Below are 19,166 nucleotides of genomic sequence, written 5' to 3'. Positions count from 1 at the left end.
GTGACACCGTTCAATCATAATTATTATGAATATATTGACCCTGTTATATAGGCATATAAATATCAAAACGGTGATTTTTGGTAGTCGTGGTGGCATGCGCAGGCACATCTGCCAGCGGTGGTGCATAGTCAGGGCGCTTCACCACAATCCGTTTGGTTGCCAACCGACGAGCCGGTTCAAGCAATTCATCCGCATCAGCGTCGCTGCCCACCAATGACTGGAAAACTCGCATCTCTTTTTTCACCAGCGCACTCTTCTGCTTATGCGGATACATCGGGTCGAGGTACACCACTTGCGGGGGAGGTTGCAAATCGGCCAAGGCCGTCAGGCTCGAAGCATGCAGCAGCGTCATCCGTTCACGCAGCCAAGGGCCAATCTCTGGGTCCTGATAGCCCCGCTGCAAACCATCATCCAACAGTGCAGCAACCACGGGATTACGCTCCAGCATCCGTACCTGGCAACCCAGTGACGCCAGAACAAATGCGTCACGCCCCAACCCAGCAGTGGCATCTACCACGCTGGGAAGATAACTGCCCTTGATGCCCACCGCTTTAGCGACCGCCTCACCGCGCCCCCCACCAAAACGCCGCCGATGCGCCATCGGGCCGTTGATAAAATCAACGTAGATCGCCCCAAGTTTTGGCTCATCGCGCTTACGTAACTCTAACCGCTCTGGCGTCAATACCAGCGCCAGCAACGCATTTTCGTCACTGGTCAATTGCCAACGCTCAGCCAACATAGATAAGGCGCCGGGGTCGGCGCCTGCTTCACAGCATAAAAACACGCTCACGGGGCGAGTTATCCTTTAATACCATAATGGCGCAACATCGCATCCAGCTCTGGCGCGCGGCCACGGAAGCGCTTGAATAACGTCATCGGCTCTTCAGAGCCCCCACGGGACAAGATATTATCCAGGAAGGATTTACCGGTTTCAGCATTGAAAATACCTTCTTCTTCAAAACGCGAGTAAGCATCTGCCGACAACACTTCCGCCCATAAATAGCTGTAATAACCGGCCGCATAGCCCCCAGCAAAAATATGACTGAACGCATGTGGGAAGCGACCCCAACTGGGTGAAGGCACCACCGCAACCATTTTCTTGACCTCAGCCAACGTTGGCAGGATCTGAGCCCCTTTTTCCGGGCTGTATTCGAAATGCATACGGAAATCAAACAGACCAAATTCCAACTGGCGCAGGATAAACAGCGCTGCCTGGTAGTTTTTCGCTGCCAGCATCTTGTTCAATAACGCTTCGGGTAAAGGTTCGCCGGTTTCAAAATGACCAGAGATAAACGCCAACGCTTCCGGTTCCCAGCACCAGTTTTCCATAAACTGGCTTGGCAACTCCACCGCGTCCCAAGGCACACCATTGATACCAGAAACACCCGCAGTATCGATCTGCGTCAACATATGATGTAAGCCATGACCAAACTCATGGAACAAGGTGGTGACTTCGTTATGAGTAAACAGCGCAGGTTGGTCACCTAGCGGGCGGTTAAAGTTACAGGTGAGGTAGGCCACCGGTTTTTGCTGCTCGCCATTGGCTTTACCCAAGCTGGCCACGCAATCGTCCATCCAGGCACCGCCGCGCTTGTGCTCACGAGCATACAAATCGAGATAGAAACTACCCCGCAGTTCACCCGCCGCATCAAACAGATCAAAGAAGCGCACTTCAGGATGCCATGTATCCACATCCTTACGCTCTTTAGCAGTGATTCCGTAAATACGCTTCACCACTTCAAACAACCCTTCTAATGCACGCTGCTCCGGGAAGTAGGGCCGCAATTGTTCATCATTGATCGAAAACAGATGCTGTTTCTGTTTTTCACCGTAATAAGTGATATCCCAAGCTTCAAGCTGCTCCACACCATAGTGCTGTTTGGCAAAAGCACGTAGTTGGGCTAATTCTTGTTCTGCCTGTGGGCGCGCACGCTTCGCCAGGTCGTTCAAAAAATCGAGTACCTGTTGCGGGTTCTCAGCCATTTTGGTCGCCAATGACTTATCAGCATAACTGCCAAAACCTAACAGTTGGGCCAATTCATGGCGCAGAGCCAGCATTTCTGCCATCACTTCGCTGTTATCCCACTGGCCTGCATTTGGCCCCTGATCAGAGGCTCGGGTAGCAAAGGCACGATAAATTTCTTCACGCAGTGCCTGGTTATCCGCATAAGTCATCACCGGGAGATAACTTGGCATATCCAACGTCAACAGCCAGCCGGTCTGCTCTTTAGCCAGTGCCATCGCCTGCGCTTGGGCCAAGGCACTTTCTGGCAAACCACTCAACTGATTCACATCTGTAATCAGCTTGCTCCACCCCATGGTGGCATCCAGCACATTATTACTGTAGGTCGAACCCAGTTCAGACAGCCGAGCAACTATCTCACCATAACGCTGTTGTTTTTCCGCTGGCAGGCCAATACCTGATAACTCAAAATCACGCAGTGCATTTTCCACGGCTTTACGCTGCGGCTGGGTCAGCTTGGCAAAACCTTCCCCCTGCTTCAGATTGCAATAAGCCTGATACAACCCCGCATGCTGCCCCACCCAAGTGCCATACTCAGAAAGCAAGGGCAGCGCCTTCTCGTAGGCTTCGCGTAATTCTGGGCTGTTTTTCACTGAGTTCAAATGGCCTATTGGCGACCAGATACGGGCCAGACGATCATCAGATTCAGCCAGCGGCTGGCACAGATTTTCCCAGGTAAATGGGCCCGGTTGCGCCACCACAGACTCAACGGCAGCACGGCAGTCATTTAAGGCAGATTGCACTGCAGGCACAATATCTTCAGGGCGGATAGCCGAAAACGGAGGTAGGGAAAACGGTGTCAGCAACGGATTAGTCATAAGGAAAGTCCTGATTATGGTTGTTGACCCGAGGCAGAGTTCAGGTCAAATAATGTTAATTAACATGGTGCCAAGTGGCAGGAAAATCAATGGCGCACCTGATAAAACCTGCCACCCAGTCTAACGATGAACACTATCTGGCGGTTAGGTCGCGTAACAAGTCAACGTCGTTCACTTTTTCTTGACCAGAAAGTTTATACTGTAGCCATTATCGGCCTTTATTACATTTTGCTCCAGCAGGAGCGCAAGGAATAACCAGACGCCATGTTAAGTTACCGCCATAGTTTTCACGCTGGCAATCACGCCGACGTGCTCAAGCACACCGTGCAAAGCCTGATCATTGAGTCGCTGAAAGAAAAAGAGAAACCGCTACTCTATCTGGATACTCACTCCGGTGCTGGGCGCTATCAGTTAAGTGGCGAGCATGCCGAGCGCACCGGGGAATACCTGGACGGTATCGGTCTGGTGTGGCAGCGTGATGATCTGCCAACAGAAATGGCGGCCTATATGAGCGCCGTGCATAATTTTAATCGTTCCGGCACCTTGCGCTATTACCCCGGCTCCCCGTTGATTGCCCGCCAGTTACTGCGGCCACATGATAAAATTCATCTGACCGAGTTGCACTCAACAGATTACCCGCTACTACGCAGCGAGTTCCAGAAAGACGAACGTGCCAAAGTGCTGCGTGCCGACGGTTATCAACAACTGAAATCGCAACTGCCCCCCTTGTCTCGCCGTGGTTTCATCTTGATGGACCCACCTTATGAGCTCAAAACCGATTACCAAAACGTGGTGAGCGGTATTCAGGAAGGTTATAAACGTTTTGCCACCGGTACCTATGCATTGTGGTATCCGGTAGTACTGCGTCAGCAAATCAAGCGGATGCTCAAGGACTTGGAAGCAACCGGTATACGGCGCATCCTGCAAATTGAACTGGCAGTAAAACCAGACAGTGAACAACGGGGAATGACCGCATCAGGCATGATTGTGATTAATCCACCCTGGAAGTTAGAGCAGCAGATGAACAATGTGCTGCCATGGTTACATAAAGTGCTGGTACCCACGGGTATCGGTCACTATCTAGTGAACTGGGTGGTACCAGAATAAAAGTTAAACCCCAGTGGTTGCCGAACAGCGGCAACGGCGTTGAAACGGGCAGAGGCTAGGTTGTGCCTATTACAACTATTGACGCAATCTTTGCGACAAAGCCCTGCCAAGCATTAAACTTATCATTTTTCGAATCACAACTCGCATGGAAAACCCAGATGACGAAACATTACGATTATCTAGCAATTGGCGGCGGCAGCGGTGGTATCGCATCGATCAACCGGGCTGCCATGTACGGTCAGAAATGCGCCCTGATTGAAGCCAAAGAACTTGGTGGCACCTGCGTTAATGTGGGTTGTGTGCCGAAAAAGGTGATGTGGCATGCGGCACAAATCGCCGAGGCTATCCACCAGTATGGGCCGGATTACGGCTTTGATACCACCGTCAACCATTTTGACTGGCAACGTTTGATCGCCAACCGCACCGCTTATATTGACCGTATCCATACCTCTTACGACAATGTACTCGCTAAGAATAACGTTGACGTGATCAAGGGTTTTGCGCGTTTTATTGATACGCATACCGTCGAAGTCAACGGTGAAAGAATCACTGCCGACCATATTTTGATCGCCACTGGAGGTCGCCCCAATCACCCCGCTATTCCTGGGGCTGAATACGGAATCGACTCCGATGGCTTCTTTGCCTTGGATGCCATGCCAAAACGCGTCGCCGTGGTGGGCGCTGGCTATATTGCGGTAGAAATTGCCGGGGTGCTGAATGCACTAGGGGCAGAAACACATCTATTTGTACGTAAACATGCGCCGCTACGTAGCTTCGATCCTATGGTGGTAGAAACCCTGGTGGAAGTGATGAACACCGAAGGGCCAAGCCTACATACCGAATCGATTCCCCAATCCATCAGCAAAAATGCGGATGGCAGCCTGACACTGCGGTTGGAGAATGGCAAAACATTCACCGTCGACTCGCTGATCTGGGCCATTGGGCGTGAACCGGCAACCGATAACCTGAATTTGGCTGCTGCTGGTGTAAAAACCAATGACAAAGGCTATATCGAAGTCGATAAATTCCAGAACACCAACGTCAAAGGTATCTATGCGGTCGGTGACAATACCGGTGCGGTAGAACTGACCCCAGTGGCCGTGGCTGCCGGACGCCGCCTGTCTGAGCGCCTGTTCAACAATAAACCGGACGAACACCTGGATTACAGCAATATTGCTACCGTGGTATTCAGCCATCCACCAATCGGTACGATTGGTTTGACAGAACCGGCAGCAAAAGAAAAATTTGGCGCAGACCAGGTGAAGGTTTACAAAACATCCTTCACCGCAATGTACAGCGCGGTCACCCAGCACCGCCAACCTTGCCGGATGAAACTGGTCTGTGTGGGTGAAGATGAGAAGATCGTCGGCCTGCATGGTATTGGCTTTGGTATGGACGAGATCTTACAAGGCTTTGCGGTGGCAATAAAAATGGGTGCCACCAAGAAAGATTTCGACAATACCGTCGCTATCCACCCAACAGCGGCAGAAGAGTTTGTTACTATGCGTTAATGGTACGAACTATACCCAAGCCCAGCGAATTGAATGGGCTTGGGTAGCCAACGTTTCATTTTGGCTTTTCACCTGCCAGTTAACGCTCCATATTGAAATACTTATCCTGCTATTTTGATTTATTGATAGCTGTCTCGAGAAAGACATTCGCGTTAACCATTGAACATGGTGCCGTGAAGCCACAAGCCACCACACGATAATTAGCGCTGCCCTGATAAAAAACAGGACCCACATGGGATCCTGTTTTATCTGATTATATATAAGGTAGCGTTATTAAATGTCTATTTATTGATCAGCGGACCGCTTCTCTTTCATTTTTTCCATATGCTCCATCATTTCCTGTTCACGCTTTTGATAATTCTCGTTATATTGCTTTTTCTGCTCGGCAGTCAGCAGATTATAGACTTTGTTTTCCGCTTTAGCACGCTGCAGCATCCGCTCAGTATGCACTTTGCTGATGGCATCAATTTCTGCTTTTACTTTGGCCTCATCAAAACTTTCGGAAGCCACCAGACTGTGCAATGCCTGGCGCTGACCTTTCGCTTCCTGGCTGAAATTTTGCTGCGATTCCTTCATGATATCGCGTACTTGTTGGCGTTGCTGTTCCGTCAAGTTCAGCCCCGCAAACAAACCTCCTTTACCATGCCCTTCTTTGCCGTGCCCTTTATGGCGCATCATTTTCGTTGGTGCGGTATCTGTAGCAGGTGCGGCGGTAGCAGCCGTGGCGGGTGCAGCCGTAGGGGCCGTGGCATCATCAGCCGCAAAGGCCATCGTGGTGCCGCCAAAAGCTAAAGTAGAAGCGATAAATAAAGCAGTCAGTTTACGCATAATTATTTCCTTAAAATTTGCCTTTTATCTGGGGCGTTGTTTATCAACATCGCTCACCAACCATACTATTCACATTGGGTATATAAACACGTTAAAAATTCAAAAAAGCAATGGGGCTGTTGTCGTGAAATAATAATATACCGCCGAACATAGAGTAATTTTATGGAGTGTAAATATATTAAAATCAAAAATCACTTTATCGGTCAATTATGGATAAATTATGAATAATGTGTGGGTTATTAGGTTGGTTTTATATAATTAAAGCCCAGTCTATGCAACTCGCCGATAAACAGCAACAGAACCATGCTGAATAAACCGAGATAAACCCCATAATTTGAGCAAGCAACAAAAACGCTGCCCAAAGGTAAGCGATTTGAGACCGCTGATCGCGTTGAACACTGATAGCTAGGCTGCCAAGCAAGATGCCACCATCAACCAGCCGAGTCATGGTTCAAATCCTCTGCAACTTGAATCAACTTGGGTCTATACTTTAAATCATTCAAACTGCTTATCGTTGGCTGGCTATGACTTGTACAAATTTGAGTCTATATTGTTAATCACTGCCCCCGCACTCCCGCTTTTTAAGGAAGGATCATGTTCGCAGACCAGGGCCCCATGCTACTCAACGTTCATTTTGGCACTAGCAGCCCCTATTGGCACCTGACGTTCGACAGTAATGCGCTAGAGTTAACCGCTGTTAAAGGTAAAACACATATCGCAGTAGCCCTTAGCGACCTGGATGCAGCGAAAATCCGCCGTCTGAGTGGGGTCACCGCCAGTCTGGAACTCACTATTCAACTTGCCGGCGAACCTATTCATCTGCACTTGGTCGGGCGGCGAATCAATAAATTCGAATGGGGGGGAACCGCTTCAGCTTATACCGATACGCAGGCGGTGGCACGAGACCTAGAACACGGTTTGTCATTTGCCGAACAAGTGGTTTCAGAAGCCAACTCCGTGATTGTGATCGTTGACCAACATGGGCGAATCCAGCGCTTTAACCGCCTGAGTGAAGAATATACTGGTTTGCAAGAACAAGATGTGGTCGGCAAAAATGTCTTCCAGTTGTTTATGAGCCCCGAAGAGGCCAAAGTGTCACGCCGTAACATTCAAGGTTTCTTTCGTAACGGCTCATCTTATGAAGTAGAACGCTTGATCAAAACCGTTAAAGGCGAACGGTTATTCCTGTTTCGTAATAAATTTGTCCACAGTGGCAGTGGGAAAAAAGAGGTTTTCCTGATTTGTTCCGGCACAGACATCACGGAAGAGCGCCGGGCCCGGGAGCATCTACGGGTGCTGGCCAATACCGACACTCTCACCGGTCTGCCAAACCGTAACGCGATTCAGGATCTCATTGCTCGGGCGGTTAACGAACGTGGTGACAGCAGCGTCGGGCTGGTCTATTTGGACCTCGACAACTTTAAAAAAGTGAATGATGCCTATGGTCACATGTTTGGTGATCGTTTACTGGTTGAAGTTTCCCACTCTATTCTCAGTTGCCTTAATCACGGGGAAGCTCTCGCCCGCTTGGGGGGAGATGAGTTTTTGGTACTGGTATCTAAAGCTGATCAGTTGCTGCTGGAAGAACTGGCCCTACGGATTATTGAACGGCTGAAAAAACCCTTCCACATTGGGCTGATCGAAGTTTATACCGGTTGTTCTATCGGCATCGCCTTGTGCCCAGAGCACGGACACGACCTGGACAGCCTGATCCGGAGTGCCGATACCGCGATGTACGTGGCTAAAGAGAGTGGTAAACGGACCTTTACTGTTTTCTCCCCCGAAATGAATCGGCGAGTAGCTGAATATATGTGGCTGGATACCAATCTACGCAAAGGACTGGAGCAAAATCAGTTGGTGGTGTATTACCAACCAAAGATCAACGCACACAGCGGTGAGGTGTGCAGCGTAGAAGCCTTGGTTCGCTGGGATTCCCCCGAACGTGGCTTAATCTCACCGCTACAGTTTATCTCTTATGCGGAAGAGTCTGGGTTAATCGCCCCTTTGGGCCGCTGGGTACTGGAAACTGCGGCTAAACAAGCCGCCAAGTGGCAACAGCAAGGCCTGAATATACGCGTCGCGGTTAATCTTTCTGCCCGGCAATTAGTTGATGATAGTGTCGTTGATGACTTTGTTCGAGTACAAAAGGAAAACCAACTGTCACCCTGCACGCTGGATTTTGAGTTAACAGAAAGCAGCCTGATTGATGATGAAAGCCGAGTACGTGAAGTCATCACTCAATTAAGAACGTTAGGCGCACAAGTACACCTGGATGATTTTGGTACCGGCTATTCTTCCCTGGCGCAACTTGCACGTATCCCTCTTGATGCCATTAAATTGGATCAAAGTTTTGTCCGCGGCGTCGATCTGAACCCAGTGGCGCAATCATTAATACGAGCCATTGTTGCAGCAGCAGAGGCGCTGCAGTTCAAAGTGATTGCCGAAGGCGTGGAAACCGAAAGTGAGAGCCAATTCCTCGATAGTGTTGGCGTTGACGGAAAACAGGGCTTTTTGTTTGCACGGCCAATGCCTCCTGAACAGTTTGAGGCGTGGTTGCAATCGTATCGCCCGCAATCACCAGCACAGTGATGCGGGCGGGATTATTGCCATCATCTTTCAAGCGCCAGAAGGCGTTGTTACCACTTAGCTGTCACTTGAATAAACTTGGCTATAAAGGTTAACCAACGCGACGCAAACTAAGTGCATGCCGATCCTGCAGGGTGACCAACCGTTCAATATATACCCGGTCCTTCTCTTCAATGGTAAAGGTTGAGTGTACCCAATCCTCCGCAATATCCATCAGTTCGGAACGGGTCAGTTGGAGCACTCGCTGACGAGCACGCAGCATGGCACGCATACCGTTGAGTTTAGGTCGGATGGTATCAATAAAAGTTCGGGTTGCCATATAGGCATCCCCGGGTTGAAACAATTGATCCACCAGTCCACGGCTTTCAAACCATTCGGCGGTGTGAGATTCCCCCTTCCAGATCAACTCTTCTGCCAGACGCATCCCAGCCCTACGCGTAACCAGTGAATAACCACCCATACCCGGAAACAGATTGAAGGCGATCTCTGGGAACCCCATGCGTGCGTTGTTCTGCGCCAATACAAAATGGTGTGCCAGTGCCGCTTCAAACCCTCCACCTAGCGCACTTCCTTCCACCATCGCGATGGTTACGGCTCCAGTATCAAAACCACGAGCCGCAGCATGAACGCAATCAATACAGGCCCGTGCATAAGCCATCATGGCTTCATGTTGATTGTTTTTGATCGACTCGGCAAAGAAGTTCAAATCCCCGCCGACATTGAACATATTCGGCACCAACGACCCCGTCACCCAGAAGTCGAACTGCAGTGTCGACTCTTGCGCCACCCGCGCCAACGTCATGATGTCCTCAATCAGTTTCTGGTTAAAACAGGGGCGCGGTTCAGCTCGTAATAACATCCACATAATATGCCGCTCCTCTTCATAATAAGCAGAGAGTTGTGACAGATTGCCCGCTTCAGTAAATGGGCGGCAGTTTGGATGATTAAACAATTTCATAGGACCTTCCTTTCTATCTATTGATAACAGGTAATAATCGTTTCAGCCGTTATGGCTGCAGTAGGCGCAGCAACAACTTGAAAAACACTGCGCCATAAGATGAGTAGACGCTTTCCTGCTGGTTAACTAGATAAAAATTGAAGGAATTCAGATGAAGGGAATAGTTTTGCATTGCTTAAGTTTTTGCCGCACTATTCGTCACAAGAATTGACCAACCATGCTGAAAATTAAAGTATCGCGAGTATAATCAAAGCAATGTCGTATCATTTGTTGCTAAGGACATCACTACACAATGTCTATCGGATCAACCCCTAAGCCACCACACAAAACCACAGAGAAGCCACCAAGCGCCCCCCAAATTCCCCATCGAAAAGCAGATGGTGGTCTTGCTGGATTTTTCTCTTTGCTGGAGCGTGTTAAAACCTGGCCCAGCATCGCTCACCTGTTGCGTGCCACGGATCGATTTAACGATCGCATGGGTAGCCAATTCGGTGCGGCCATTACCTATTTCTCTTTTCTCTCTCTGATCCCCATCCTGATGGTCTCATTTGCTGCTGTCGGTTTTGTGTTGGCCTCTAATCCCGACCTACTGGCGGAACTGATTAATAAAATCGCCAATAGCATCAGCGACCCTAGCCTTGCCAATACCTTGAAAAACACCGTGAACACAGCAATCCAGCAACGTACTACGGTGGGTCTGACAGGTTTGGCGCTGGCGCTCTATTCAGGTGTCAGTTGGATGGGTAACCTGCGTGAAGCGATCCGCGCCCAGTCATGTGACACTTGGCAACGCCGCTCACAGGATCAGGAAAAATTCTATTTCCGCTACATGCGTGACTTTGTTTCCCTTACTGGTCTGGTGGTGGCATTAATGGTGACACTATCACTGACCTCTATCGCCGGTTCTGCCCAGGCGACTATCGTGCATTTACTGGGGTTGGATGACATTGAGTGGTTACGGCCAGCGATGACGCTAATTGCCCTGTCTATCTCAATCTTTGCCAATTACCTGTTATTTCTTTGGATCTTCTGGATGCTACCGCGCCATAAACCTGAGAAAAAAGCGCTGTTACGCGGTACGCTGATCGCCGCTATCGGTTTCGAAGTCATTAAGTTTGTAATGACGATGACGCTCCCTCAAGTGGCCAGGTCCCCTTCTGGCGCAGCCTTTGGTTCGGTCATTGGGTTGATGGCGTTCTTTTACTTCTTCGCACGCTTAACACTGTTTTGTGCCGCCTGGATTGCTACGGCGCAATACCCAAAAAATAAAACGCCACCGCAGGTAAAGTGAACACCGGTGTTGGTCGAATTGCTACCAATAGCAGTGTGCTGAATGCCGTTTTAATCAGCTTGAGTGGGGAAAATAGCATAACAAACTACTTCCTCACTTTTCTTTCCCCTTTTACCAGCGTTTATTCCTAACAATGGCGAGCTTATCCAACGTTAAAACTATAGATGTGCTCTCTTTTAAGACATTGGACTTTTTAACCTGTATTGACTGAGCGACTATTATTTCTGCCGTTGAAAAGGGATTTTGCTATGACTAAGATGGCCCTTTAAACTTTAAAAATTATTTTAAGAAATAACTATGCAACCCACCACAACCACAACTCTGGATGCAGAAGAAACCGCTGTACCCGTTAACTCCCGGGGAAAAGTGCTTGTCGCCTCTCTGGTCGGTACTGCCATTGAGTTCTTCGATTTCTATATCTATGCCACAGCGGCAGTAATCGTATTTCCTCATATTTTCTTCCCACAAGGCGACCCTGCGGCTGCCACCTTGCAATCATTGGCAACTTTCGCCATCGCCTTTATTGCACGCCCCATCGGTTCTGCCCTGTTTGGCCACTTCGGTGATCGGGTCGGGCGCAAAGTCACCTTGGTTGCCTCGCTACTGACCATGGGGATTTCTACCGTATTCATCGGCCTGTTACCCACTTATGAAACCATTGGCATCTTAGCACCGATTCTGCTGGCACTAGCCCGCTTCGGCCAAGGATTGGGTCTGGGGGGAGAATGGGGCGGGGCAGCGCTGTTAGCCACCGAGAATGCACCACCACGCAAGCGTGCACTCTATGGTTCATTCCCACAGTTGGGAGCACCCATCGGCTTTTTCTTCGCTAACGGCACATTCCTGCTGCTTTCCTGGATATTGACTGACCAGCAATTTATGACCTGGGGTTGGCGGGTGCCGTTTATTCTTTCTGCCGCACTGGTCATCGTTGGCCTTTATGTACGTATGTCTCTGCATGAAACACCGGTGTTTACCAAGGCGGCCAAAGCGGGCAAACAGGTAAAAATCCCTCTCGGGACCTTGCTGACCAAACATATGAAAGTCACCATTCTCGGTACCTTCATCATGTTGGCTACCTATACCCTGTTCTATTTGATGACCGTTTATTCAATGACCTTCGGGACCACCCCCGAACCTTTAGGGCTGGGTTACTCACGCAATACCTTCCTGTGGATGCTGATGGTCGCCGTCATTGGTTTTGGTGTTATGGTGCCAATTGCGGGTCTTTTGGCTGATGCCTTTGGTCGCCGTAAAACGATGATCACCATTACACTGATGATGATCGGTTTCTCCTTCTTATTCCCAAGCATGTTAGGCTCTGGTAATCAGGTGCTGGTCATGGCTTTCCTACTCCTTGGATTAAGCCTGATGGGCCTGACCTTCGGGCCTATGGGTGCATTACTACCAGAGCTGTTCCCCACCGAGGTACGCTACACCGGTGCATCATTCTCTTATAATGTCGCCTCTATTCTCGGTGCTTCGGTAGCCCCCTACATTGCCACCTGGTTGGGCAATAATTTTGGGCTGTTTTATGTGGGTATGTATTTGGCGGCGATGGCTAGCCTGACACTGATCGCACTGCTGGTACTAAAAGAAACCCGGCATAAGTCGTTGTAATATTATCTTGGCCCCTGCAGCAGGGGCCATTGATTGCCCGGTTTTCGCAAACAGACAAGACTCACTTTTCATTCATAGCGGTAATGACCGAGTTACATTTGGAACAGCGCTGAAACAGCCCATTCAATGCGCTGGTTGCTGCACCTTTCTATTAGCCTCTGAGTGTTCCTTTCAAACCAGCTACCCATCAATAAATCTGAAAAGACCTACGGTTAAAACGCTCGCAATGTGAAAGATGATGATGATATAGGTACCCCATCAACGGGTTTTCTGATCAGGCTCATAAAGCGATTAAAACGGTGTTTTATTTCTATTGACTCGATTCTGCCTTACGTTGAGACTATAGCCATAGCCTCAACCAGACTCATTGTGAAACCAGGAATTCTCATGAACAGCAAAAACCTCGCCGTTATTGGCGAATGCATGATCGAATTGTCGCAAAAAGGCGCTGACCTCAGCCGCGGATTTGGTGGTGACACGCTTAATACCGCCGTTTATATCGCTCGTCAGGTGCCACAACAAGCACTGAACGTCCACTATGTCACCGCAGTGGGTACTGATAGCTTTAGCCGGGAGATGCTACAAGCCTGGCAACAGGAGCAGGTGAAAACTGACCTGGTACAGCAGTTGGACAATAAACTGCCTGGGCTGTATTTCATCGAAACTGACGCCAGCGGTGAACGCACCTTCTATTACTGGCGCAATGATGCTGCCGCCCGTTACTGGCTAGATAGCCCACAAGCAGAGAGCTTGTGCGCGCAATTAGCAAAATTTGATTACCTTTACCTCAGTGGTATCAGCGTCGCGATTCTTAACCCTGCCAGCAGGGAAAAACTGTTGGCCTTGTTACGCCAATGCCGCGCCAATGGCGGCAAAGTGATCTTCGATAACAACTACCGACCACGCCTGTGGCAAAGCAAGGAAGAGACTCAACAAGTTTATCGTGATGTCCTCTCTTGTACCGATATCGCTTTCCTGACGTTGGATGATGAAGATTTACTGTGGGGCCAACAACCGGTTGAGCAGGTGGTGAACCGTACCCGCGGCTTTGGTGTCAACGAAATCGTGATTAAACGCGGGGCGGATTCCTGCCTGGTGTTCAGTGCAGAGGGTAAGGTTGATGATGTGCCAGCAGTCAAATTGCCCAAAGAAAAAGTCATTGATACTACCGCGGCAGGGGACTCCTTCAGCGCCGGTTATCTGGCAGTACGCTTGACCGGTGGTGATGTTGTTAGTGCCGCCAAACGCGGCCACCTGACGGCTAGCACCGTGATCCAATACCGTGGGGCTATTATTCCCCTTGAAGCCATGCCACAGTAACTTTCTGTTATCAACTTTCTGTTATCTGAACATACATAAGGCCAGCAATAATGCTGGCCTTATTATTTATGCTGCCTCAAATGCGACAGCATAGATCATGATAGCTGAAGGTTAGCCTGCAACAGCGATACGCTTCATATCGGTCATATAGCCACGCAGTTTGCGGCCAATAGACTCGATTGGGTGATTACGCACGGCTTCGTTAACATCACGTAACTGCGCATTATCAACGGCAGTACCCGCCACTGGCTTGCCCAAATCACCCGCTTGCAGGGTAGTCATAAACTCTTTCAGCAATGGCACTGCCGCATAAGAGAATAGATAGTTACCATATTCTGCGGTATCAGAGATAACCACGTTCATTTCATACAGACGCTTACGTGCGATAGTGTTAGCAATCAGTGGCAGCTCGTGCAGTGATTCGTAGTAAGCAGACTCTTCGATAATGCCGGAATCAACCATGGTTTCGAAAGCCAGCTCAACCCCCGCCTTCACCATAGCAACCATCAACACGCCGTTATCGAAATACTCTTGTTCACTGATTTTGCCAGCAAACTGCGGCGCAGTTTCAAACGCTGTTTTACCGGTTTCTTCACGCCAGGTCAGCAGTTTGACATCGTCTGCTGCCCAGTCAGCCATCATACCGCTGGAGAATTCACCAGAGATGATGTCATCCATATGCTTTTGGAACAATGGCGCCATAATGCCCTTCAACTGCTCAGACAGCGCATAAGCACGCAGTTTTGCTGGGTTGGACAGGCGATCCATCATCAATGTGATCCCGCCTTGCTTCAACGCTTCGGTGATGGTTTCCCAACCGAACTGAATCAGTTTTTCTGCATAAGCTGGGTCAGTACCTTCGGCCACCAGCTTGTCGAAGCACAGCAGTGAGCCGGCTTGCAGCATACCGCACAGAATGGTCTGCTCACCCATCAGGTCAGATTTGACCTCAGCAACGAAGGAAGACTCCAGCACCCCGGCACGATGGCCGCCAGTCGCCGCAGCCCATGCCTTGGCAATGGCCATCCCTTCACCTTTAGGATCATTTTCCGGATGAACCGCAATCAGGGTTGGCACACCAAAACCACGCTTGTATTCTTCACGGACTTCAGTACCTGGGCACTTAGGAGCAACCATCACTACCGTGATGTCCTTACGGATCTGCTCACCCACTTCAACCACGTTGAAACCATGGGAGTAACCCAGTGCCGCACCGTTCTTCATCAATGGCTGTACCGCACGCACCACAGCAGAGTGCTGCTTGTCTGGAGTCAGGTTGATCACCAGATCGGCTTGTGGGATCAGTTCTTCATAAGTACCGACCTTGAAGCCATTCTCGCTCGCTTTACGCCATGAGGCACGTTTCTCATCGATAGCTTCTTTACGTAAGGCATAGGCGATGTCTAAACCTGAATCACGCATGTTCAGACCCTGGTTCAGACCCTGTGCGCCACACCCGACAATCACCACTTTTTTCCCTTTCAGGTAACCCGCTTCATCAGCAAATTCATCACGGCCCATAAAACGGCACTTACCCAATTGCGCCAACTGCTGACGCAGGTTCAATGTGTTGAAATAGTTAGCCATCGTGCTACTCCGGTTAAATTTTGTCTTGTTCCCCTTGTCTTTCCCCTGGCTGTGGTAACGCCATCAGCTAAAAGGGAAATCCATAGGGTCTAGGTTTTTATCCCCGTACCGTAGTGCGGGGGCGATTGAGTTCACTGTATAACAGGAATTGCATTGCTTAAATTGATATATTACGAATGTGATATTGCAATTTATGCAACGCTTTTGCTGCGAGTGTACTGATATGGACTTACGTGACCTAAAACTGTTCCTGCATCTTGCTGAAAGTCATCACTTTGGTCGAACCGCCAAAGCCATGCACGTCAGCCCCTCCACGCTCTCTCGCCAGATCCAGCGGTTGGAGGAATTCCTTGGACAACCGCTGTTTTTACGAGACAACCGCACCGTGCAATTGACCGATGCGGGTGAACAGCTAAAAGTTTTCGCCCAACAAACACTACTACAATATCAGCAATTAAAACATGCTATTGGGCAACATGGCCCATCGTTAAGTGGCGAACTGCGTCTATTCTGTTCAGTCACTGCCGCTTACAGCCACCTGCCACCGATCCTTGATCGCTTCCGTGCGAAACACCCACTGGTAGAAATCAAGTTAACCACCGGCGATGCCGCCGATGCGGTAGACAAAGTGCAATCTAATGAAGCTGATCTCGGTATCGCTGGCCGACCAGAAACGTTACCGACCAGCGTGGCGTTCACCCAAATCGGTGAGATCCCGCTGGTCCTGATTGCACCGGCACTCCCCTGTACTGTGCGTACCCAGGCTTTTGCCGAACAACCAGACTGGCCCAATATCCCCTTTATCCTGCCTGAACACGGCCCCTCACGAAAACGGATTGAACTGTGGTTCCGCCGCCAGCACATCACCAACCCATTGATCTACGCCACGGTGGGGGGGCATGAAGCGATTGTCTCCATGGTGGCGTTAGGCTGCGGCATCGCCTTGATCCCTGGCGTAGTGGTCGATAACAGCCCAGAACCGGTGCGCAACCGTATTTCTCTCTTGGGGAATGTTTCGATGGTTGAACCATTCGAACTGGGGGTCTGTGTGCAGAAAAAACGCCTTAACGAACCACTGATTGAGGCGTTTTGGCATTTACTGTGAAGGGTGATGGGGAGCTATAAGTCTTCTGGGGAGATCTGTTTCATCGCCTCCACCTGCATCAACCACTGGTAAAGCGGCTCCAATTGCTGGAAACCTTGCGCCAAGAGGGAAACCAATTCAGCGCTGAACAGTTTCTCTACTTGAACGTCGGTGACCATGACCGCAAAGGATTTACGGTTATACCAGGTGGCAATGTCTGCCGCCTGATCTTTGACCAGTGGGCGTTTGTAGCTTTCCCCCACCAGCTCAAACGGCGCTCGGCAACACTCTGCTGCGCCTAAAAACTGCTGTGGCCGGCGTTGTAGCGTATGGCGAAACAGATCCATCGTCGGTTTGTTGGCACAATAATAACCCAACCCATAGCGCAGCATATCTGGACCCAACTCGAAGAAATAGGCGGGAGCATCCTTCCAGTCCTTGCTGGCACGCTTGAACGTTAACCACAGACGGCTACGGTAACGGGATTTATCATGGGAAAAACGCGTGTCACGGTGGATGCGCGACAGCGTTTTGCCAATGGCTGGGCGCGTTTCAAACTGTGGGTCAATCATCAACATCGTCGGCGCAAGGGCAGCCACCAGCTGACGAAACGGCATTAATAACTCATGGTCATAGACATCACGATGGGCGTCAAACCACGCTTTATCATTCTCGATTCGCACCTGTTGCAGAAAATTCAGCCCTTGCTGGCTAAAGCCGGTGAATTCACTGGTCATATTGCTGTCCTTGCTTTATACCCGTCGCCAATGAAACTGCAGGGGTGTTGACTACGCTCGTTCGCCCTAGTCACATAGTTATCTATGCTCCCAGGGTCTCGCTCACTTGTCGCCTACCTGCAACTTTATTGAACTTGGGTATAGATGTTATCCCTGCAGAAAGAAACTGAATGCCGGGTTATTGGTTTCATTGTGGCAATCGTAACCCAAGGCGGTCAGATGTTGTTCAAACTCCGGCTCGTTTTGGGAAAGCTCAAAACCTGCCAGTACGCGGCCAAAGTCAGTACCGTGGCTACGATAGTGGAACAGGGAAATATTCCAGTAAGTCCCCAAGGTTTGCAAAAACTTAAGCAGTGCCCCTGGCGATTCCGGGAATTCGAAACTGTACAACCGCTCATGCAACGGTTTTGTCGGGCGGCCGCCCACCATATAGCGTACATGCAGTTTCGCCATCTCATCATCAGACAGGTCCACCACCTGATAACCCCCATGGTTTAACAGATCAATGATCTCCTGGCGCTCAACACGCCCTCGGGTCAATCGGACCCCGACAAAGATACAGGCGTTGCGAGCATCCGCGTAACGGTAGTTAAACTCGGTTACTGAGCGACCGCCCAATAACTGACAAAACTTCAGAAAGCTCCCTTTCTGCTCGGGGATGGTCACGGCCAACAGAGCTTCACGCTGTTCACCTAATTCGCAACGTTCAGAGACATAACGCAGGCCGTGGAAATTCACATTGGCACCAGAAAGAACATGCGCCAGCCGTTCACCCTGAATATGGTGCTGCTGCACATACTTCTTCAACCCCGCCAACGCCAAAGCTCCCGAGGGCTCAGCAACCGCTCGCACATCTTCGAACAGATCTTTCACAGCAGCGCAGATGGCATCACTATCAACGGTGATCACATCATCGAGATACTCACGGCACAAACGGAAGGGTTCATCACCAATACGTTTTACAGCGACCCCTTCGGCAAACAGGCCAACACGCGCCAGATCAACCGGGTGACCCGCATCCAATGCGGCACGCAAACAGGCAGAGTCTTCTGCCTCCACGCCAATCACTTTGATTTGTGGCATCAACTGTTTGATCAGTACTGCCACCCCAGCGGCCAAGCCGCCGCCGCCAACCGGTACAAAAACCCGATCCAGATGGGCATCCTGCTGCAACAACTCCATGGCCAGCGTACCCTGCCCGGCAATCACCGCCGGATGATCAAAGGGGGGACAAAAGTCATGCCCTGTTGCTCGGCAAGTTCAATCGCCTTGGTTTTGGCTTCATCAAAATTGGCACCATGCAACAGCACTTCACCACCGAAACCACGCACCGCATCAACTTTGATATCAGCGGTGGCGACTGGCATCACAATAAGGGTACGAATCCCCAGACGGTTACCGGAAAACGCCACCCCTTGCGCATGATTACCCGCAGAAGCCGTGATTACACCACGGGCTCTTTGCTCATCATTAAGGCTGGCAATCATCGCATAGGCCCCACGCAACTTGAAGCTATGCACTGGCTGGCGGTCCTCACGCTTGACCAGAATGGTATTACCAAGGCGTAAAGAGATTTTGTCCATTGGCTCTAACGGGGTAACCTGCGCCACCTCGTAAACGGGCGAGCGGAGAACCGCTCGCAAATATTCCGCGCCACAAGGAGCTTCGGGTAAGGGTTGAGATACCGCCATCGTCA

13 protein-coding genes and 1 pseudogene are annotated in these 19,166 nt (G+C 50.1%); 7 read left to right on the top strand and 7 right to left on the bottom strand.

From position 1 onward, the window contains the following. Nucleotides 1-43 precede the first annotated feature (43 nt). Complete coding sequence (rsmJ, locus tag ACX9GV_RS18920; protein WP_473196535.1) at nt 44-790, bottom strand: 16S rRNA (guanine(1516)-N(2))-methyltransferase RsmJ; 747 nt, start codon at nt 788-790, stop codon at nt 44-46. Nucleotides 791-798: 8 nt separating this feature from the next. Next, nucleotides 799-2,841, bottom strand: a complete 2,043-nt coding sequence (gene prlC, locus ACX9GV_RS18915) for an oligopeptidase A (protein ID WP_473196534.1) — start codon at nt 2,839-2,841, stop codon at nt 799-801. Between the two features lie 264 nt (nt 2,842-3,105). Between prlC and ACX9GV_RS18910 the strand changes: the two genes are divergently transcribed. Both ACX9GV_RS18910 and gorA read left to right on the top strand, forming a co-directional pair. After that, nucleotides 3,106-3,948, top strand: a complete 843-nt coding sequence (locus tag ACX9GV_RS18910; protein ID WP_473196533.1) for a 23S rRNA (adenine(2030)-N(6))-methyltransferase RlmJ — start codon at nt 3,106-3,108, stop codon at nt 3,946-3,948. A 158-nt stretch (nt 3,949-4,106) separates the two neighbouring features. Continuing rightward, a complete protein-coding gene (gene gorA, locus ACX9GV_RS18905; RefSeq protein WP_473196532.1) occupies nt 4,107-5,459 on the top strand; it encodes a glutathione-disulfide reductase in 1,353 nt (450 codons plus the stop codon). Nucleotides 5,460-5,744: 285 nt separating this feature from the next. Here gorA and spy read toward each other — a convergent pair whose 3' ends face one another. Further along, the gene (gene spy / locus ACX9GV_RS18900; RefSeq protein ID WP_473196531.1) at nt 5,745-6,287 is read right to left on the bottom strand and encodes an ATP-independent periplasmic protein-refolding chaperone Spy; all 543 of its coding nucleotides are present in this window, start codon (nt 6,285-6,287) and stop codon (nt 5,745-5,747) included. 594 nt (nt 6,288-6,881) lie between these two features. Here spy and pdeR point away from each other — a divergent pair. After that, nucleotides 6,882-8,876 carry a cyclic di-GMP phosphodiesterase gene (gene pdeR, locus ACX9GV_RS18895; RefSeq protein WP_473196530.1) on the top strand — a complete coding sequence of 665 codons (1,995 nt, stop codon included), beginning with the start codon at nt 6,882-6,884 and terminating at the stop codon, nt 8,874-8,876. Between the two features lie 88 nt (nt 8,877-8,964). On the opposite strand, the gene ACX9GV_RS18890 is transcribed toward pdeR, so the two are convergent. After that, a complete protein-coding gene (locus tag ACX9GV_RS18890; RefSeq protein WP_023489237.1) occupies nt 8,965-9,831 on the bottom strand; it encodes a crotonase/enoyl-CoA hydratase family protein in 867 nt (288 codons plus the stop codon). A 292-nt stretch (nt 9,832-10,123) separates the two neighbouring features. On the opposite strand from ACX9GV_RS18890, the gene yhjD reads away from it, so the two are divergent. The 3 genes from yhjD to kdgK all read left to right on the top strand — a co-directional run bounded on the left by yhjD (nt 10,124) and on the right by kdgK (nt 14,062). Next, on the top strand, nt 10,124-11,122 hold the full coding sequence (gene yhjD / locus ACX9GV_RS18885; RefSeq protein ID WP_473196529.1) for an inner membrane protein YhjD: 999 nt from the start codon (nt 10,124-10,126) through the stop codon (nt 11,120-11,122). Nucleotides 11,123-11,419: 297 nt separating this feature from the next. Next, nucleotides 11,420-12,742: an MFS transporter gene (locus ACX9GV_RS18880; protein ID WP_473196528.1), complete on the top strand. Its 1,323-nt coding sequence runs from the start codon at nt 11,420-11,422 to the stop codon at nt 12,740-12,742. A 387-nt stretch (nt 12,743-13,129) separates the two neighbouring features. Next, the gene (gene kdgK / locus ACX9GV_RS18875) at nt 13,130-14,062 is read left to right on the top strand and encodes a 2-dehydro-3-deoxygluconokinase (RefSeq protein ID WP_473196527.1); all 933 of its coding nucleotides are present in this window, start codon (nt 13,130-13,132) and stop codon (nt 14,060-14,062) included. A 111-nt stretch (nt 14,063-14,173) separates the two neighbouring features. Here the strand turns inward: kdgK and ilvC are convergent, their stop codons facing one another. Beyond that, the gene (gene ilvC, locus ACX9GV_RS18870) at nt 14,174-15,649 is read right to left on the bottom strand and encodes a ketol-acid reductoisomerase (protein WP_023489241.1); all 1,476 of its coding nucleotides are present in this window, start codon (nt 15,647-15,649) and stop codon (nt 14,174-14,176) included. Between the two features lie 223 nt (nt 15,650-15,872). Between ilvC and ilvY the strand changes: the two genes are divergently transcribed. Then, nucleotides 15,873-16,754: an HTH-type transcriptional activator IlvY gene (gene ilvY / locus ACX9GV_RS18865; protein ID WP_473196526.1), complete on the top strand. Its 882-nt coding sequence runs from the start codon at nt 15,873-15,875 to the stop codon at nt 16,752-16,754. Nucleotides 16,755-16,768: 14 nt separating this feature from the next. Here ilvY and ACX9GV_RS18860 read toward each other — a convergent pair whose 3' ends face one another. Both ACX9GV_RS18860 and ilvA read right to left on the bottom strand, forming a co-directional pair. Then, nucleotides 16,769-17,470 carry a DUF2461 domain-containing protein gene (locus tag ACX9GV_RS18860; RefSeq protein ID WP_473196525.1) on the bottom strand — a complete coding sequence of 234 codons (702 nt, stop codon included), beginning with the start codon at nt 17,468-17,470 and terminating at the stop codon, nt 16,769-16,771. A 147-nt stretch (nt 17,471-17,617) separates the two neighbouring features. After that, nucleotides 17,618-19,161, bottom strand: a pseudogene (gene ilvA / locus ACX9GV_RS18855) (threonine ammonia-lyase, biosynthetic). Between the last annotated feature and the right edge of the window lie 5 nt (nt 19,162-19,166).

It is taken from the genome of Serratia sp. 25CWL12, from assembly GCF_055790885.1.
Note: the sequence above shows the minus strand (reverse complement) of the source record. Positions and strands in the feature narration are given on the sequence as shown.

Excerpts from the sequence above, each read along its gene's own strand:
- prlC (WP_473196534.1), bottom strand. The coding sequence starts at position 2,841 with ATGACTAATCCGTTGCTGACACCGTTTTCCCTACCTCCGTTTTCGGCT.
- ACX9GV_RS18910 (WP_473196533.1), top strand. The coding sequence starts at position 3,106 with ATGTTAAGTTACCGCCATAGTTTTCACGCTGGCAATCACGCCGACGTG.
- gorA (WP_473196532.1), top strand. The coding sequence starts at position 4,107 with ATGACGAAACATTACGATTATCTAGCAATTGGCGGCGGCAGCGGTGGT.
- spy (WP_473196531.1), bottom strand. The coding sequence starts at position 6,287 with ATGCGTAAACTGACTGCTTTATTTATCGCTTCTACTTTAGCTTTTGGC.
- pdeR (WP_473196530.1), top strand. The coding sequence starts at position 6,882 with ATGTTCGCAGACCAGGGCCCCATGCTACTCAACGTTCATTTTGGCACT.
- ACX9GV_RS18890 (WP_023489237.1), bottom strand. The coding sequence starts at position 9,831 with ATGAAATTGTTTAATCATCCAAACTGCCGCCCATTTACTGAAGCGGGC.
- yhjD (WP_473196529.1), top strand. The coding sequence starts at position 10,124 with ATGTCTATCGGATCAACCCCTAAGCCACCACACAAAACCACAGAGAAG.
- ACX9GV_RS18880 (WP_473196528.1), top strand. The coding sequence starts at position 11,420 with ATGCAACCCACCACAACCACAACTCTGGATGCAGAAGAAACCGCTGTA.
- kdgK (WP_473196527.1), top strand. The coding sequence starts at position 13,130 with ATGAACAGCAAAAACCTCGCCGTTATTGGCGAATGCATGATCGAATTG.
- ilvC (WP_023489241.1), bottom strand. The coding sequence starts at position 15,649 with ATGGCTAACTATTTCAACACATTGAACCTGCGTCAGCAGTTGGCGCAA.
- ilvY (WP_473196526.1), top strand. The coding sequence starts at position 15,873 with ATGGACTTACGTGACCTAAAACTGTTCCTGCATCTTGCTGAAAGTCAT.
- ACX9GV_RS18860 (WP_473196525.1), bottom strand. The coding sequence starts at position 17,470 with ATGACCAGTGAATTCACCGGCTTTAGCCAGCAAGGGCTGAATTTTCTG.